Source organism: Streptantibioticus ferralitis (genome assembly GCF_029223525.1).
GTDB classification, from domain to species: Bacteria; Actinomycetota; Actinomycetes; order Streptomycetales; family Streptomycetaceae; genus Streptantibioticus_A; species Streptantibioticus_A ferralitis.
The window spans coordinates 20,825-35,003 of record NZ_JARHTQ010000053.1; the positions used below are offsets into that span (position 1 = coordinate 20,825).

Consider the following 14,179-nt stretch of genomic DNA (forward strand, 5'->3'; position numbering starts at 1 on the left):
CGTCCTTTCACCCGTGCCACTCTCCGCCGAGCCGGCCTGCGCTGGCCCGGGCTTCGCTGGAAGCTGACGGTGGCGATAGCGGCCGTCTCCGCGCTGGTCGCACTGGCCATGGCCGTGGTGGTGCACAACGCGGCCCACCTCAGCATGCTCAACAGCGCCCGGGAGCTGCAGGACCAGCGGGTACAGGTCGCGGCGCGGATCTACGAGTCCAACCACCGGCTGGTGATCTCGGCCAAGATCAACGACCCCAATCTGCCCGCACCGCTGAAGGCCGCCGCGGCGAAGGGGCTGCGGGCCACCTACATCAAGAAGGTCAGCGGGGAGCCCATCGTCTGGGCCGAGATGCCGCTGCCCAACAACAAGGTCATCTCGCTCTACGACCGCTCCCCCGACCTCGCCCAGGTGCTCTCGGACCTCGACGGCGTACTGATCGCGGGCTCCGTCGCTGTCGTACTGGCTGGGGCGGCGCTGAGCGTGATCGTCGGCGGTCAGCTCTCCCGGCGGCTGCGCAAGGCGGCGGTGGCGGCGCGCGCGGTCGCGGGCGGCGAGCCGGACGTGCGGGTGCGGGACGCGGTGGGGCGCCGGGTGCGCGATGAGACCGACGAGCTCGCGCGGGCGGTGGATGAGATGGCCGACGCGCTGCAAAAGCGCTTGGAGGCGGAGCGGCGGGTCACCGCGGACATCGCGCATGAGCTGCGCACCCCGGTGACCGGCCTGGTCACCGCCGCCGAGCTGCTGCCGCCCGGCCGCCCCTCGGAGCTGGTACGGGACCGGGCACAGGCGCTGCGCACGCTGGTCGAGGACGTGCTGGAAGTCGCCAGGCTGGACGGCGCGGAGGAGCGCGCCGAGCTCCAGGAGGTGGCACTGCCGGAGTTCGTCCGCCGGCGGGTGCGCGGGCTCGCGCCGGAGGCGACGGTGGAGGTGGTGCGGGACGCCTGGGTGCAGACGGACCCGCGCCGTCTGGAGCGGATCCTCGGGAACCTGCTGGCCAACGCGGTCCGGCACGGCAAGGGACCGGTCGAGGTGGTCGTGGACGGCGCGGTGCTCCGGGTGCGGGACCATGGGCCGGGCTTCCCCGAGGTGCTGCTCCGGGAGGGCCCGAGCCGCTTCCGCACCGGCAGCAGCGATCGCGCGGGCCAGGGCCACGGGCTGGGCCTGACCATCGCCACGGGCCAGGCACGGGTGCTGGGCGCCACGCTCGCCTTCCGCAACGCGGACGACGACAACGGTGGCGCCATCGCCGAACTACGGCTGCCAGAAGCCCGCCGGGACGCCTCGGAGGAGCCGCTTTAGGCCAATCCGACGGCTGTCCCGGCCGGACTGCGGCAGCTCCGCCGCAGCTGGCGAGGATCCGTCGGCGGCTCCCGGGGTTACGGGGATAATCGTGTCCTTTGGTGAAATTTTGCTCAGCGGAACCACAACTTCCGGGCATTCCGCCTCGGTAGGCAAGGCGTATGTCCGTTGGGCCGGTTGCGCCCCCTAGTCGAGGAGTTCCATGTCCCTCAAGCGTCGGATCGCCCAGGTCACCCTGCTGGCCACCGCGAGCACCCTTCCCGTGATCGCCACGGCGGGCTCCGCCAGCGCCGTCGGGGCCGACATCGGTCCGCTGGTGGAGCATGCGGCCAAGACGGCCGTCCCGCTGGCCACCGGGACGTTGAACGGCCTGCAGGGCCACGGCCCGGCGCCGCTGCACAGCGCCCTCGGCCAGGGCGCCATGGCGACGCCCGGCGGTCGGTGACCGACGCGCAAAGGGCCGGCCCCGGAACCATGTGAACGGTTCCGGGGCCGACCCTTGTGTGTCTGCGGGGTCAGACGTCCTTGCTCAGGTTCGGACCCGCGCCACCGCTCCCCGCGGCCTCGACCGGCGGAGCGTCGGCCACCGTGACCTTCTCCTCGCCACGGAAGGTGAAGGTCTTCTGCTCGCCTTCGCCCTCCGTACCGACGACCACGATGTGGCCGGGGCGCAGCTCGTTGAAGAGGATCTTCTCCGAGAGCTGGTCCTCGATCTCGCGCTGGATGGTCCGGCGCAGCGGCCGGGCGCCCAGGATCGGGTCGTAGCCCTTCTTCGCGAGCAGCGACTTGGCTTCCTGGCTGAGCTCGATGCCCATGTCCCGGTCCTTGAGCCGCTCATCCACCTTGGCGATCATCAGGTCGACGATCTGGATGATGTCGTCCTCGCTGAGCTGGTGGAAGACCACGACGTCGTCGACACGGTTGAGGAACTCGGGCCGGAAGTGCTGCTTGAGCTCCTCGCTGACCTTCGCCTTCATCCGCTCGTACCCGGTCTTGACGTCGCCCGCGGCCGCGAAGCCGAGGTTGAAGCCCTTGGAGATATCCCGGGTGCCGAGGTTCGTGGTCATGATGATGACCGTGTTCTTGAAGTCGACGACCCGGCCCTGGGAGTCGGTCAGCCGACCGTCCTCCAGAATCTGCAACAGCGAGTTGAAGATATCCGGGTGGGCCTTTTCGACCTCGTCGAACAGCACCACGGAGAACGGCTTACGGCGCACCTTTTCGGTGAGCTGGCCGCCCTCTTCGTAGCCGACGTAACCGGGAGGCGAGCCGAAGAGGCGGGAAACGGTGTGCTTCTCGCTGAACTCCGACATGTCGAGCTGAATCAGCGCGTCCTCGTCGCCGAAGAGGAATTCGGCGAGCGTCTTGGACAGCTCGGTCTTACCGACCCCGGACGGGCCGGCGAAGATAAACGAGCCACCGGGCCGCTTGGGGTCCTTCAGACCCGCACGCGTCCGGCGAATGGCCTGGGAGAGCGCCTTGATGGCGTCCTTCTGACCGATGACGCGCTTGTGGAGCTCGTCCTCCATGCGCAGCAGGCGGGAGGACTCCTCCTCGGTGAGCTTGAAGACCGGGATGCCGGTGGCGGTGGCCAGGACCTCGGCGATCAGATCCTCGTCGACCTCGGCGACGACATCCATGTCGCCGGCCTTCCACTCCTTCTCCCGCTTGGTCTTCGCGGACAGCAGCTGCTTCTCCTTGTCGCGGAGCGAGGCTGCCTTCTCGAAGTCCTGGGAGTCGATGGCCGACTCCTTCTCCCGGCGCACGTCGGCGATCTTCTCGTCGAACTCGCGCAGGTCCGGCGGAGCGGTCATCCGGCGGATGCGCATCCGGGAACCGGCCTCGTCGATCAGGTCGATCGCCTTGTCCGGCAGGAAGCGGTCGGAGATGTAGCGGTCGGCCAGCGTGGCCGCCGCGACCAGGGCCGCGTCGGTGATCGAGACACGGTGGTGCGCCTCGTACCGGTCGCGCAGGCCCTTGAGGATCTCGATGGTGTGGGGCAGCGACGGCTCGGCGACCTGGATGGGCTGGAAGCGGCGCTCCAGGGCCGCGTCCTTCTCCAGGTGCTTGCGGTACTCGTCGAGCGTCGTGGCACCGATGGTCTGCAGCTCGCCCCGCGCCAGCATCGGCTTGAGGATGCTCGCGGCGTCGATCGCGCCCTCGGCGGCACCCGCGCCCACCAGGGTGTGGAGCTCGTCGATGAACAGGATGATGTCGCCGCGGGTGCGGATCTCCTTGAGCACCTTCTTCAGGCGCTCCTCGAAGTCACCGCGGTAGCGCGACCCGGCCACCAGCGCGCCGAGGTCGAGCGTGTAGAGCTGCTTGTCCTTGAGCGTTTCGGGAACCTCGCCCTTGACGATGGCCTGCGCCAGGCCCTCGACAACGGCGGTCTTGCCGACACCGGGCTCGCCGATGAGGACGGGGTTGTTCTTGGTACGGCGGGACAGCACCTGCATGACCCGCTCGATCTCCTTCTCGCGCCCGATGACCGGGTCGAGCTTGGTCTCGCGAGCGGCCTGCGTCAGGTTGCGGCCGAACTGGTCGAGGACCAGGGAGGTCGAGGGCGTGCCCTCGGCCGGGCCGCCGGCCGTGGCCGACTCCTTGCCGCCCTGGTAGCCGGAGAGCAGCTGGATGACCTGCTGCCGTACCCGGTTCAGGTCGGCGCCGAGCTTCACGAGGACCTGGGCGGCTACGCCCTCGCCCTCGCGGATCAGGCCGAGCAGGATGTGCTCCGTACCGATGTAGTTGTGGCCGAGCTGGAGGGCCTCACGGAGCGACAGCTCCAGGACCTTCTTGGCGCGCGGGGTGAAGGGGATGTGCCCGGACGGGGCCTGCTGGCCCTGGCCGATGATCTCCTCCACCTGCTGGCGGACCGCCTCGAGCGAAATCCCGAGGCTCTCCAGGGCCTTAGCGGCGACACCCTCACCCTCGTGGATCAGGCCCAGGAGGATGTGCTCGGTGCCGATGTAGTTGTGGTTGAGCATCCGGGCTTCTTCCTGAGCCAGGACGACAACCCGCCGCGCACGGTCGGTGAACCTCTCGAACATCGTTAATCGCTCCTCAGAGCGGTCAGGCAGATCGGGGCCGGTCCCCTCCCTGTCCTTCCGCATGCTAGTCCCGACGAGCGGGACAGCTCACTTCAACCGTCGACACCCGTGAGAAGCTTCGCTGCCCTCACAGCCGACAACAGCTCCAACCCGATGGTGCGAGACGATGTTCCCGCAGGCCAGGCGGATGAACACTTATTGCGTACGCCCGTGGCGAACGCCCGCCTGTTCTGCGGTCGCGCCATCCCTCCCCACTAGGTATTTCTTACCCGCTTGCAGTGACAATCCATGCGGCGCACATCCGTCATGTCTGCTACCAGCGAACAACCTTGCGCTGGCTCAGCGCTGAATGCGCTCCGATGAGTCATCACTCTTCGTATTGCCCGTACAGCGCTCCGTAACCCTTGTGCGGGATGGCAGTTGCTACGGGCATGGGACACGGCACGCGGGACTGGTACGAACGCGAGCTGGGATGGGCCACATCCGGCCGCGCACCGGTGGAACTGCTCACCGGGCTGCGCTTCGACGTCATCGACGTGCCCGCCGCCGCGGGGCTCGCGGTGCTGCGCAGGGTCGCCCGCACCGGCCCGGTCGCCCTGGCGGGCAAAAGGCTCCTGCTGCTGGTGGCGGCGGGCAGCGCGCAGGAGGTGCCGGGGCTGCTCGACTGGCTGGAATGGGGCGGCATCGAACTGGACCTGGCGGTACGGGGAACGGGCGGAAGCATCCCCGCACCCGCCGTCCCGGGGGAGGCCGCATACGGGCCGGGTACGGCCACGTGTACGGCGGCCGCTGATGACCGGCACCGCCCGGTGTGGCTACGGCCTCCCGAACCGGGGTGTGAGGTGGAGCCGACACTGCCGTCGCTGACTGTGTGCGCGGACGGCCACGTGGTCAACGGCACCGGCCCTGCGGGTCTGGTGCCGTTGGTGGGGGCGGTGGCCACCGAGTGCCACCGAACCCGGATCTTCTCAGCGCGGACGAATCAGCCGTGCGCCTTCTCGTACGCCTCGCGGATGGTGGCGGGGACCCGGCCGCGGTCGTTGACCTCGTAGCCGTTCTCCTTCGCCCAGGCGCGGATCTTGGCGGTGTCCTGGCTGCTGGCGGCAGCGGTGCGCACGGTCCGGCCGCGGCCACGGCTGCGGCCACCGGTCTTCCGGCCCGCGTCCACGTACTCGGCGAGCAGGCCACGCAGCTTGTCCGCGTTCTCCGTGGTGAGGTCGATCTCGTACGTCGCGCCGTCGAGGGCGAACGTCACGGTCTCGTCAGCCTCGCCACCGGTGATGTCGTCAACGAGAAGGACCTGGACCTTCTGTGCCACGGGCTTCCCTTTCATCGATATGGCTCCGGGGACTCCCCGGGATAAAGCAGTACGAGAAAAGGAAACCGCTTTTCTCCGAAAAACTCAAACCCTTGGACGGTGGCCGACCGCGCACCAGTACGGAGGTACCACGTTCCGCATGGCGCGATTCGGACATACCCGTACCCGGAGCAGGGTCATGCCGGTGGCAACATCTAGCGGAAAATACTGCTCAGGGTGCGGCGATCACAGATGCAAGAGCATCCGGCTGTTGCCCAGGGTGTTCGGCTTCACTCGTTCGAGACCGAGGAACTCCGCGACGCCCTCGTCATAGGAACGCAGCAGCTCGCTGTAGACATCGCCGTCCACCGGAGTCTCGCCGATCTCGACGAAGCCGTGCTTCGTGAAGAAGTCGACTTCGAAGGTGAGGCAGAAAATACGGCGCACTCCCAGCCAGCGCGCGGTCTGCAACAGCTTGCCGAGCACCTGGTGTCCCACGCCTTTGCCGTGCAGGTCCGGGCGTACCGCGAGAGTTCGCACCTCGGCGAGATCCTCCCACATCACGTGGAGCGCGCCGCAGCCCACGACCTCCGCGTCCGCGTCGCGTTCGGCCACCCAGAACTCCTGGATGTCCTCGTAAAGGGTCACGGTGGGCTTGTCGAGCAGGATGCGTTCATGTACATAGCCGTCGAGCAACTGCCGGATCGCGGCCACATCACTCGTCCTGGCCCGGCGGATGGTCACCTCATTTGCGATGAGAGGTGTCGAGGACGAAGACGGCGAAGAGGCTGAGGACATAGCCGGACGCTATCGCCCGGGCGCTTCCCGGGTACCGGCGGGTTCGCCGGGTGGCGCTTCCGGCTGGACGATCCGGGAGGCGTCCCGCAGGGCTTCGCGTTGTTCCGGCGACATCATGCTGAAGAACTGCACGAGAGCGGCGGCCGGGTTCTCGCTGGCGGCCCATCCTTCGTGCATCAGTGCGGCCGAGTACGCATCACGGGTGGAAACCGCCTCATAGCGATAGGCACGCCCTTCGTGTTCCCGGCGGAGCATGCCCTTCTGATGCAGGTTGTCCATTACCGTCATCACCGTCGTGTAGGCGATGGACCGTTCCTGCTGCAAGTCTTCCAGCACTTCGCGGACCGTGACCGGGCGGTTCCGGTGCCACACCCTGGTCATGACCGCGTCTTCGAGATCACCCAATCGACGTGCCACAGCAGAATAGTAGTGGCAAATGTCTCTGATGCGGCATTTTCAGGGCCGCTCAGAGCCCCGAAGTATTAACTTTGGGGCTCCGCGGAAGCGGTCGTGGAAGCGGCGCGGCCGGTCGCCTCGGCGCGCGCGAGTGCCGCGTCGACGGCGGCGTCCTCCTTGGCCTTGTTGGCGCCGCCCTGGTTCTTGATGATCGTCACCACGAGGAACGTGAAGGCCACCGCCATTACCACCGGCGGAACCAGCGCGGAGACGTAGTCCACGATTGCCTCACTCCTTCTGAAGGAAACCCTGTCAAGGCTCCCAGAGTAGGCCAGTGGGTTATCGCGCTCGGCTCCGAGGTGGGATAGGTCAGCCGATGGCGCGTCGTTCCTGCGGAGGTGCGGTGTCACGGCGGCGCGGCGGCCAGATTTCCGCCGGGGTGGGGACACGCCGCTCGGGCTCCGGGGATTGCGGTGGCTGCGGCGGTTCGGCGATCGGCCCGGAATCGGAGGCCGGGCGAGCGCTCCCGGAGGCAGGGACCGGAATCAGCACGTCCAGGACCCGTCCCCCCGGCCCGCCGCCCTCGCAGCGGCCGCCGGGCAGCGCCAGCAGCCCCTTGCGGTCGGCGGGCCGGGCGGGCCCCCATTCCGCGGGCCTCGGGCGCGGCGTACGGCGGTCAAGCCGGGCGCGTACGGCAAGCTCGGCGAGGTCTTCACAACGTCGGCGCATACCTTCCCTCCGGTACGACTCAGCGGGTCCGCACGGCAGTCGGCGCAACTCCCTCAGCGCGGCGAGGTCTTCGGGCGTCGGCAGATAGCCGCCGTCCAACGCCTCGCCGAGCAGCTCCAGATAGTCCGCCGCGGTACCGGGCAGGGCCTCCCGGTAGCGCGCCAGGTCGGCGCGGAGAAAGGACCGCAGACGGTCGCTCTCGCGGACCGCCTCGTCCAGCGCTTCGGCGAGCCGCAGATACTCATGGACGTCGCCCGGCTCACGCGCCGTACCTGTGGGCGCGTGAGCGGTGCTCGGCCTGACCGCCCGGCGGGCGGACTCGACCGGGGGCGCGGCCGAGCGGCTGCGTGGCATCTCGGCCGAGGCGCGCTCCGCAAGAGCCGCGCTGGGTGCGGTCAGAAGGGCCTCGGCGAGGGCGCGCCGGAGCACCCGCAGCTCGTCCGCGCTGAACGCCATGCCGCCTCGGGACCCGTGTGGCGTGGGCATGGCCTGACTTTACGTACTTAACGGACAAATGCGCAGCATTTGTCCGTGACGGCGCGGCGGACTGCCCTTCGGGCGGATTCGCGGGTGGGTACCGGTGGGTTCGACACCGCCGGACTCCACCGTTGTGGTTGCTCACCGTTGCGGCGGATCTTTATTGGGGGCAAGCCCCCAAACCCCCCGTGGTTCGGCGGTTCGGGGGCTTGCGGCAAGCCCCCGTACCAGCGAGCCGCCACGAAGCCCGGCCGTGCCGAACCGCGCCGTACCCCGAAAGCCCGCCCGAAGGGCTACATCACCGACACGTTGCGTTCGTAGACCAGGCGCAGACCGATCAGGGTCAGCCAGGGCTCGTGGGCGTCGATGATGGAGGCCTCGCCCAGCACCAGGGGGGCGAGGCCGCCCGTGGCGATGACCGTCACGTCGTCCGGGTCGTCGGCCAGTTCGCGGGCCATCCGCTCGCCGATGCCGTCCACCTGGCCGGCGAAGCCGTACAGGATGCCGGACTGCATCGCCTCGACCGTGTTCTTGCCGACGACGCTGCGCGGCCGGGCCAGCTCGATCTTGCGCAGTTGCGCACCGCGCACCCCGAGCGCGTCCACCGAGATCTCGATGCCGGGTGCGATCGCGCCGCCCAGGTACTCACCGCGCGCGGAGACCGCGTCGAAGGTGGTGGCGGTGCCGAAGTCGACCACGATGCACGGGCCGCCGTAGAGATGGACCGCGGCCAGCGCGTTGATGATGCGGTCGGCGCCGACCTCCTTGGGGTTGTCCGCCAGCACCGGCACCCCGGTCTTCACGCCCGGTTCCACCAGCACCGAGGGCACGTCCCCGTAGTAACGCCGGGTCACCTCGCGCAGCTCGTGCAGCACCGAGGGGACGGTCGAGCAGATCGAGATGCCGTCGATCCCGTCGCCCAGGTCGTCGCCGAGCAGCGGGTGCATGCCCATCAGCCCCTGCAGCAGTACCGCCAACTCGTCGGCGGTGCGCCGCGCGTCGGTGGAGATCCGCCAGTGCTCGACGATCTCCTCGCCGTCGAACAGGCCGAGGACGGTATGGGTGTTGCCGACGTCGATGGTGAGCAGCATCAGCTCTGCTCCGCCCTGAAGTCCAGGCCGATGTCGAGGATCGGCGAGGAGTGGGTGAGCGCGCCGACCGCGAGGTAGTCCACGCCGGTCTCGGCGTACGCGCGGGCGTTCTCCAGCGTCAGACGGCCGGAGGACTCCAGGAGGGCGCGGCCCGCGACGATCGCGACCGCCTCCTCGGTCTCCACGGGAGTGAAGTTGTCCAACAGGATCAAGTCGGCCCCGGCGTCCAGGACTTCACGCAGCTGGTGGAGGGTGTCGACCTCGACCTCGATGGCCAGCTCGGGGAACTCCGCGCGCACCGCCCGGAACGCCTCGGCGACGCCTCCGGCCGCGACCACGTGGTTGTCCTTGACCAGCGCCGCGTCGGAGAGCGACATCCGGTGGTTGACGCCGCCGCCGCAGCGCACCGCGTACTTCTCCAACGCCCGCAGCCCGGGAGTGGTCTTGCGGGTGTCGCGGACCTTCGCCTTGGTGCCTTCCAGCGCGTCGGCCCAGGCGCGGGTGGCGGTGGCGATGCCGGACAGCCGGCACAGCAGGTTGAGCGCGCTGCGCTCGCCGGTGAGCAGATCACGGGTGCGGGTGCGTACGGTCAGCAGCACCTGGCCCGCCTCGACCCGGTCGCCGTCCTCGACGTGCCGCTCGACCTCGAACTCGTCGGTGCAGACCACGGAAAGGACCGCCTCGGCGATCCGCAGACCCGCCACCGTACCCGCCTCGCGGGCGGTGAAGTCGGCCACCGACATGGCGTCTTCGGGCACCGTCGCCACCGTCGTCACGTCCACGCCGTTGTCGAGGTCCTCCTCGATGGCCATGTGCGCGATGTCCTCGACCTGCACCGGGTCGAGTCCGGCGGCGGCGAGCAGCTCGGCAAGGTCGGGGTCGAGACCGCACTCCAGCGGATCGATGTCGTACACCTCGGATTCGCCGCAGCCGCAGGCGTCACCGCAGCCTCCCCCCGAGTCGGCCGGTACTTGGCCCGGGCGGCCGATCTGGAGGAGGGGAAGGTCGGGCGTGCTCATGAGCGGGGCTCCCTGTTGCTGCGGTGGACGGGCGGGAAGTCTGCGGTCGCGGTGGGCGAAACGGACAGGGTCCGCTCGGGGGTCAGGCGAACGACCAGGTGGCGGCGCCAGTTGAGGTCGTCGCGGTCAGGGCGGTCCTCGCGCCAGTGGCAGCCGCGGGTCTCCTCACGGCGGCGGGCCGCGGCGACCAGCACGCGGGCGACCAGGTTGAGGTTGGTGGCCTCCCAGGTCTCCACGCAGGGCTCGGCGGTCTTGTGGTCGCGCTCCAGGTCCTCGACCGCCTGGGTGTGGATGCGCTCCAGCTCGGCGGCGGCTCGCGCCAGGCTCTCGGCGCTGCGCAGGACGCCCGCGCCCCGCGTCATCACGCGTTGGATCTCGTAGCGCGCGGAGTGCTCGAGCAGCGGATCACCGGAGGGGCCGGGCACGACCGGCGCACCGGCCGCCGGAGGGTTGGCCAGGATGTCGTCGGCGATGCGCTCGGCGAACACCAGGCCTTCCAGCAGCGAGTTGGAGGCCAGCCGGTTGGCTCCGTGCACACCGGTGCAGGCGACCTCTCCGCACGCGTACAGGCCGGGCACGGTGGTACGGCCGTGCAGATCGGTCCGTACGCCACCGGAGGCGTAGTGCGCGGCGGGCGCGACCGGGATCGGCTCGGTCACCGGGTCGATGCCGTTGGCGCGGCAGGCGGCGAGGATCGTCGGGAAGCGGCGGGCCCACATCTCGGCGCCGAAGTGCCGGGCGTCGAGGTACATGTGCTCGGCGCCGGTCTGCTGCATACGGCGCATGATGCCCTTGGCGACGATGTCGCGGGGGGCCAACTCGGCCAGCTCGTGCTGGCCCTGCATGAACCGCACGCCGTCGGCGTCGACGAGATGGGCGCCCTCTCCCCGTACCGCCTCGGAGACCAGCGGCTGCTGGCCCTCGGCCTCCGGGCCGAGCCACAGCACGGTCGGGTGGAACTGGACGAACTCCAGGTCGGAGACCTCGGCCCCGGCCCGCAGGGCCAGCGCGACACCGTCACCGGTGGAGACGGCGGGGTTGGTGGTGGCCGAGAAGACCTGGCCCATGCCGCCGGTGGCCAGTACGACGGCGGGCGCGTGCACGGCGCCCACGCCGTCGCGCTGCCCCTCGCCCATCACATGCAGCGTGACACCGGCGGTACGGCCCCGCGTGTCGGTGAGCAGATCCAGCACGAGCGCGTTCTCGATCGTCTCGATCCTCCCCTGGCCTTCGGCATGGGGGACCCCGCGGCCTTCGGCATGGGGAACCCCGGGGCCTTCGGCATGGGGAACCCCGGGGCCTTCGGCATGGGGGACCCCGGGGCCCTCGGCATGGGGAACCCCGGGGCCCTCGGCATGGGGAACCCCGGGGCCCTCGGCATGGGGAACCCCGGTGCCCTCGGCATGGGGGACCCCGACGCGCACCGCCTCGACCAGCGCGCGGGAGACCTCGGCCCCGGTCGCGTCGCCGCCCGCGTGCGCTATCCGGCTGCGGTGGTGGCCGCCCTCGCGGGTCAGCAGGATCTCGCCGGTCGCCTCGGAGGTGTCGAACCGCGCACCGGAGGCGATCAACCGCCGTACCGCGTCCGGGCCTTCGGTGACCAGGGTGCGTACCGCGGGCTCGTCGCACAGCCCGGCGCCCGCGACCAGCGTGTCGTCCAGATGCTGCTGCGGGGTGTCGCCGTCACCCAGCGCGGCGGCGATGCCGCCCTGCGCCCAGCGGGTCGAGCCGTCGTCCAGCTTCGCCTTGGTGACGACGGTGACCTTGGCCCCCGCGGCGGCGCAGCGCAGCGCGGTCGTCAGCCCCGCGACGCCGGAGCCGACGACGACCACATCGGCCTCGATGGCCCAGCCGGGCGCCGGGGCGAGCAGCCGTATGTCGCTCATGAGCGGGCTCCGAACTCCAGGGGAAGGTTGTCGATCAGCCGGGTGGTGCCGACCCTGGCCGCGACGGCGAGGACCGCCGGGCCGGTGTGGCCGGGCGCGGCCTCGGTGAAGTCCGCCGGGTCGACCAGGGCAAGGTAGTCCACGGCCATGCCGTCGGACGCGTCGAGTACGGAGCGAGCCGCCTCGCGGACCGCCTCGGGGCCGTCGGCGAGCGCGTCCCGCCCGGCGAACAGGGCGCGGGACAGCGCGAGGGCGGTGCGCCGCTCGTCCTCGGACAGATAGCGGTTCCGGCTGGACAGCGCGAGGCCGTCGGATTCGCGGACGGTGGGCACCCCGACGACTTCCACACCGAAGTTGAGGTCGGCCACCATGCGGCGGATCAGCGAGAGTTGCTGGGCGTCCTTCTGGCCGTAGAAGGCGACGTCCGGCCGGGTGAGGTGGAGCAGCTTGGCGACGACGGTGAGCATGCCGTCGAAGTGGCCGGGGCGACAGGCGCCTTCGTAGCGCTCGCCCATCGGCCCCGCGGTGATCCGGACCTGGGGTTCGCCTCCCGGGTAGACCTCGTCGGTGCCGGGCGCGAAGACGATGTCGGCGCCGGCCTGTTCGGCGATCTTCAGATCCGCGTCCAACGTGCGCGGATAGCGGTCGAGGTCCTCGTTCGGGCCGAACTGCAGGGGGTTGACGAACACGGTGACCATGACCCGGCCGTCGCCCACCCGCTCCCTGGCGGTACGGATCAGCGTGGCGTGTCCTTCGTGCAGCGCGCCCATCGTCATCACCACGGCGAGCCGGCCGGACGCGCCGGCCACCAGCGCGTCCAGTTCACCCGAGGTGTGCACCAGCTCCGTCATGCGTTCCCTCCGTCGGCGAGGACGCCCAACAGCGCCTCGGCCTGCTCCGCCTTCAACATCCCGTTGGCCATCGCCCGGTCGGCGGTCGCCCGGGCCATCGCCAGGTACGAGTTGACGGCGCCGGGAGCGGCCTTGCGCAGCTCGGCGACATGGGCGGCGACGGTGCCGGCGTCGCCGCGCGCGACCGGGCCGGTGAGCGCCTGGTCGCCGGAGCGCAGCGCGTTGTCCAGGGAGGCGCCCAGCAGCGGGCCGAGCATCCGGCCGGGGTTCTGCACCCCGGCCACCGTGAGCAGCTCGCGGGCCTGGGCGACCAGGGTGACCAGATGGTTGGAGCCGATGGCGAGCGCCGCGTGGTAGAGCGGACGGGCCTCTTCAGCGATCCACTCCGGCTCGCCGCCCATCTCCACCACCAGCGCCTCCGCGGCCAGCCGCAGCTGCTCGGGCGCGGTGACACCGAACGGGCATCCGGCCAGCCGCTGTACGTCCACGCTGGTACCGGTGAAGGTCATCGCCGGGTGCAGCGCGAGCGGCAGCGCACCGGCGCGCAGCGCGGGGTCGAGTACGGCGGTTCCGTACCGTCCCGAGGTGTGCACCAGCAGCTGCCCGGGGCGGATGGCACCGGTCTCGGCCAGCCCGGCGACCAGGCCGGGCAGCACATCGTCCGGCACCGTCAGCAGTACGAGGTCGGCGCGGGCCAGCACCTCGTCGGGCTCGACCAGCGGCACGCCGGGCAGCAGGGCCTCGGCGCGGCGGCGTGAGGCGTCGGAGACGCCGGAGACGGCGACCGGCCGGTGCCCGGCCAGCTGAAGCGCGGCGCCGAGGGCCGGGCCGACCCGGCCGGCCCCGACCACACCTACGGAGAGCCGCGCCGGGCGGGACTCGGCGGACTCGGTGATTCGGTGGGTGTTCACTCGGCAGTGGCCTTCCGTTCCAGTCCTCGGGGGGTACCGGACCCTCCAATGCTACGCGAGGCCCATTCTGAGGCTTCCCCTTACGGGTGCGCTCGCGCTGGCGTTTGGGGGTTCGCCCGCCCGCCCACCCGTTGCCGTGTTCCGTATCGCGCCGTCCCGCCCGACCCGCGCCCGACCGGCCGCGGGTCGGGGCCGCGGGGGGGGGTCTACGCGGGGGGGGGCCCCCCCCCGCTACCGATCCAGCTGGGGAGGTTGGTCCCCACCCGGCGGGGACACCCCCCCACGTCCCCAGCGGGCTCCTGCGCGCGGCGGCGTGGGGGGTTTCGGGGCCCCCGCGAACCCCTACGCGCCCCCCGCGCCGACGCGTGCCCTGACGGACTCCAG

At 70.6% G+C, this 14,179-nt stretch carries 14 protein-coding genes; 3 read left to right on the forward strand and 11 right to left on the reverse strand.

Annotated features, from left to right (window positions below):
• Nucleotides 1-108: 108 nt before the first annotated feature.
• Together P2L57_RS37995 and P2L57_RS38000 are read left to right on the forward strand one after the other, a co-directional pair.
• Nucleotides 109-1,293 carry a sensor histidine kinase gene (locus tag P2L57_RS37995; RefSeq protein WP_303657138.1) on the forward strand — a complete coding sequence of 395 codons (1,185 nt, stop codon included), beginning with the start codon at nucleotides 109-111 and terminating at the stop codon, nucleotides 1,291-1,293.
• Between the two features lie 202 nt (nucleotides 1,294-1,495).
• A complete protein-coding gene (locus tag P2L57_RS38000) occupies nucleotides 1,496-1,738 on the forward strand; it encodes a hypothetical protein (protein ID WP_275822782.1) in 243 nt (80 codons plus the stop codon).
• A gap of 70 nt (nucleotides 1,739-1,808) precedes the next feature.
• Here P2L57_RS38000 and P2L57_RS38005 read toward each other — a convergent pair whose 3' ends face one another.
• Nucleotides 1,809-4,340 (reverse strand): ATP-dependent Clp protease ATP-binding subunit, encoded by a 2,532-nt coding sequence (locus P2L57_RS38005; protein ID WP_275822784.1) that lies wholly within the window; start codon nucleotides 4,338-4,340, stop codon nucleotides 1,809-1,811.
• A gap of 413 nt (nucleotides 4,341-4,753) precedes the next feature.
• Here P2L57_RS38005 and P2L57_RS38010 point away from each other — a divergent pair, with 413 nt between their 5' ends.
• Nucleotides 4,754-5,392 (forward strand): SCO3374 family protein, encoded by a 639-nt coding sequence (locus P2L57_RS38010; RefSeq protein WP_275822786.1) that lies wholly within the window; start codon nucleotides 4,754-4,756, stop codon nucleotides 5,390-5,392.
• Here the strand turns inward: P2L57_RS38010 and P2L57_RS38015 are convergent.
• The 10 genes from P2L57_RS38015 to P2L57_RS38060 all read right to left on the reverse strand — a co-directional run bounded on the left by P2L57_RS38015 (nucleotide 5,323) and on the right by P2L57_RS38060 (nucleotide 13,795).
• Entirely contained in the window at nucleotides 5,323-5,658 is a 336-nt protein-coding gene (locus P2L57_RS38015; RefSeq protein ID WP_275822788.1) for a histone-like nucleoid-structuring protein Lsr2, read from the reverse strand. The genes P2L57_RS38010 and P2L57_RS38015 overlap by 70 nt on opposite strands.
• A 225-nt stretch (nucleotides 5,659-5,883) precedes the next feature.
• The gene (locus P2L57_RS38020) at nucleotides 5,884-6,435 is read right to left on the reverse strand and encodes an amino-acid N-acetyltransferase (protein ID WP_275822790.1); all 552 of its coding nucleotides are present in this window, start codon (nucleotides 6,433-6,435) and stop codon (nucleotides 5,884-5,886) included.
• Nucleotides 6,436-6,444: 9 nt separating this feature from the next.
• Nucleotides 6,445-6,852 carry a BlaI/MecI/CopY family transcriptional regulator gene (locus P2L57_RS38025; protein WP_275822792.1) on the reverse strand — a complete coding sequence of 136 codons (408 nt, stop codon included), beginning with the start codon at nucleotides 6,850-6,852 and terminating at the stop codon, nucleotides 6,445-6,447.
• Between the two features lie 65 nt (nucleotides 6,853-6,917).
• Nucleotides 6,918-7,112: a hypothetical protein gene (locus P2L57_RS38030; RefSeq protein WP_275822793.1), complete on the reverse strand. Its 195-nt coding sequence runs from the start codon at nucleotides 7,110-7,112 to the stop codon at nucleotides 6,918-6,920.
• 88 nt (nucleotides 7,113-7,200) lie between these two features.
• Nucleotides 7,201-8,046 carry a hypothetical protein gene (locus tag P2L57_RS38035; protein WP_275822795.1) on the reverse strand — a complete coding sequence of 282 codons (846 nt, stop codon included), beginning with the start codon at nucleotides 8,044-8,046 and terminating at the stop codon, nucleotides 7,201-7,203.
• A 284-nt stretch (nucleotides 8,047-8,330) separates the two neighbouring features.
• Entirely contained in the window at nucleotides 8,331-9,128 is a 798-nt protein-coding gene (locus P2L57_RS38040) for a type III pantothenate kinase (RefSeq protein WP_275822797.1), read from the reverse strand.
• On the reverse strand, nucleotides 9,128-10,147 hold the full coding sequence (nadC, locus tag P2L57_RS38045) for a carboxylating nicotinate-nucleotide diphosphorylase (protein ID WP_275822799.1): 1,020 nt from the start codon (nucleotides 10,145-10,147) through the stop codon (nucleotides 9,128-9,130). The genes P2L57_RS38040 and nadC overlap by 1 nt, the downstream gene beginning before the upstream one ends.
• Complete coding sequence (locus tag P2L57_RS38050) at nucleotides 10,144-12,033, reverse strand: L-aspartate oxidase (protein WP_275822801.1); 1,890 nt, start codon at nucleotides 12,031-12,033, stop codon at nucleotides 10,144-10,146. Before P2L57_RS38050 ends, nadC begins: the two co-directional genes overlap by 4 nt.
• The gene (gene panC / locus P2L57_RS38055; RefSeq protein WP_275822803.1) at nucleotides 12,030-12,884 is read right to left on the reverse strand and encodes a pantoate--beta-alanine ligase; all 855 of its coding nucleotides are present in this window, start codon (nucleotides 12,882-12,884) and stop codon (nucleotides 12,030-12,032) included. The genes P2L57_RS38050 and panC overlap by 4 nt, the downstream gene beginning before the upstream one ends.
• Nucleotides 12,881-13,795, reverse strand: coding sequence for a Rossmann-like and DUF2520 domain-containing protein (locus tag P2L57_RS38060; RefSeq protein ID WP_275822805.1), 915 nt, complete (start codon nucleotides 13,793-13,795; stop codon nucleotides 12,881-12,883). The genes panC and P2L57_RS38060 overlap by 4 nt, the downstream gene beginning before the upstream one ends.
• Nucleotides 13,796-14,179 lie beyond the last annotated feature (384 nt).

What these genes read in the sequence shown, in the direction of transcription:
- P2L57_RS37995 (WP_303657138.1), top strand. Translation starts at nt 109, where the DNA reads ATGGCCGTGGTGGTGCACAACGCGGCCCACCTCAGCATGCTCAACAGC.
- P2L57_RS38000 (WP_275822782.1), top strand. Translation starts at nt 1,496, where the DNA reads ATGTCCCTCAAGCGTCGGATCGCCCAGGTCACCCTGCTGGCCACCGCG.
- P2L57_RS38005 (WP_275822784.1), bottom strand. Translation starts at nt 4,340, where the DNA reads ATGTTCGAGAGGTTCACCGACCGTGCGCGGCGGGTTGTCGTCCTGGCT.
- P2L57_RS38010 (WP_275822786.1), top strand. Translation starts at nt 4,754, where the DNA reads ATGGCAGTTGCTACGGGCATGGGACACGGCACGCGGGACTGGTACGAA.
- P2L57_RS38020 (WP_275822790.1), bottom strand. Translation starts at nt 6,435, where the DNA reads ATGTCCTCAGCCTCTTCGCCGTCTTCGTCCTCGACACCTCTCATCGCA.
- P2L57_RS38035 (WP_275822795.1), bottom strand. Translation starts at nt 8,046, where the DNA reads ATGCCCACGCCACACGGGTCCCGAGGCGGCATGGCGTTCAGCGCGGAC.
- P2L57_RS38040 (WP_275822797.1), bottom strand. Translation starts at nt 9,128, where the DNA reads ATGCTGCTCACCATCGACGTCGGCAACACCCATACCGTCCTCGGCCTG.
- nadC (WP_275822799.1), bottom strand. Translation starts at nt 10,147, where the DNA reads ATGAGCACGCCCGACCTTCCCCTCCTCCAGATCGGCCGCCCGGGCCAA.
- P2L57_RS38050 (WP_275822801.1), bottom strand. Translation starts at nt 12,033, where the DNA reads ATGAGCGACATACGGCTGCTCGCCCCGGCGCCCGGCTGGGCCATCGAG.
- panC (WP_275822803.1), bottom strand. Translation starts at nt 12,884, where the DNA reads ATGACGGAGCTGGTGCACACCTCGGGTGAACTGGACGCGCTGGTGGCC.